The sequence below is a fragment of the Bradyrhizobium sp. P5_C11_2 genome (assembly GCF_054049755.1).
In genome coordinates, this window is sequence record NZ_JBFULT010000984.1 from 1 (window position 1) to 1,438 (window position 1,438).

The following is a 1,438-nucleotide window of genomic DNA, read 5'->3' on the forward strand; positions in this document are numbered from 1 at the left end:
CCGCAAGCCCCTCCTGGATGATCTCGATGGTCCCGGTGATGAGGGTGAGCCGGTTGTTGAAGTCATGCGCGACGCCGCCGGGGAGCTGGCCGATCGCAGCCAGCTTCTGCGCTTGGCGAAGCCGCTCGTCGGTCTCGTGCTGCTCGGTGAGATCGGTGGCCGAACCGCGATAGCCGGTGAAAAGCCCGTCCGCTGCGAACACCGGCCGGCCGTYCACGCTGAAATGGCGCACGCGTCCAGCCACATCGCGGCCGCGATACTCGAACTTCCGGAACGGCTCGTGGCGGTCCAGCGTCGCCATGTGCTCGCGCCATTTCTGCGGTTCGGCGTCGCGGTCGAAGGCGGCATCGCAACGGCGCTTGCCGATCAGGGCCTTGGGATCCATGCCGAAGGCGCCGGCCCGGTCCGAGATGTAGGTGAACACGTGATCCGGTCCGGTCTCCCAGAACCAGTCGGATGCCGTCTCGGCATAGTCGCGAAAACGCTGCTCGCTCGCGCACGCGGCCTCTTCGGCGCGCCGGCGGATCTTCAGATCACGCTCGAGCGTCGCATTGGCCTCGCGCAGATCGCCATAGGCACGCTCGAGGTTCGCGCACATGCCGTTGAAGGCGTCGGTCACCTTGTCGAGCTCGTCGGGAGCGTAGGGCGGCCGGCGCTCCAGGTGCAAAGGCGGCGGCGGCCGCCCCAGGCTGTACTTGCCGACGAACTCGGCGATGGCGACGAGATGCCGCGTCACGAGCAGATGAACCATGTAGATGATGAACAGGGAGACGAGGAACGTCTTTGCCGCCTGGCTCGCCAGAATGACGAGAGCCCTGTTCAGCAATTGCTGATAGACGCCGCTCAGCGTGGCCTCGACCCGGAGCGTGCCGATCGCGCGCGAGGTCCCCTGCACCAGGTAGGTCAGCGGGAATTCCCGGGTCATGACCGAACGGGTGCTTCGCTCGCCGACCATAACGCGGATCGGATTGGGTCGATCGGCGACCTCGCGGACCTCCGCCGCACGGATGTCAGGCAGCCGCAGAATACCGTCGAGCTGGAGCTTGAGCTGGTTCTGGTCGAGATTCCACAGGCTCTCCCCGAGGCTGTCCGTGGTGCTGCGGCCGATCTCGTCGAGCCGCGTCTCGATGACGCCAACCTCGCGATCATAGTCCAGATAGAGCTGAAGCGCCGTCAGCGTCAGTGTCACGAGCGAGGAGAACAGCAACACGGCGGCAAGCAAGCGGGGCCCGACACCGCTGCGCGACCAGTTGAAAATTCGCGACAAGAGCGCCGCGAACACTGGCGGCGCGAGCGCTGCGCCGATGCCGGTCAAATCCCCCTTCGCGGCCGTCTGCGCAACGGCGCGGCCGCGTTTGGGATCCTCGTCACCTGCGTTGCCCATGCACCACGTCCCCGAAAATGGCGGCATCCTGCTCCGGCATGCGGGTCGCAGCCT

At 66.3% G+C, this 1,438-nt stretch carries 1 protein-coding gene; it reads right to left on the reverse strand.

Translation table 11 applies throughout. The features are described from left to right. A partial coding sequence (locus ACXJL8_RS40930) for a PAS domain S-box protein (protein ID WP_456687025.1) occupies window positions 1-1,384 on the reverse strand: 1,384 nt, incomplete at its 3' end. Window positions 1,385-1,438: the final 54 nt, after the last annotated feature.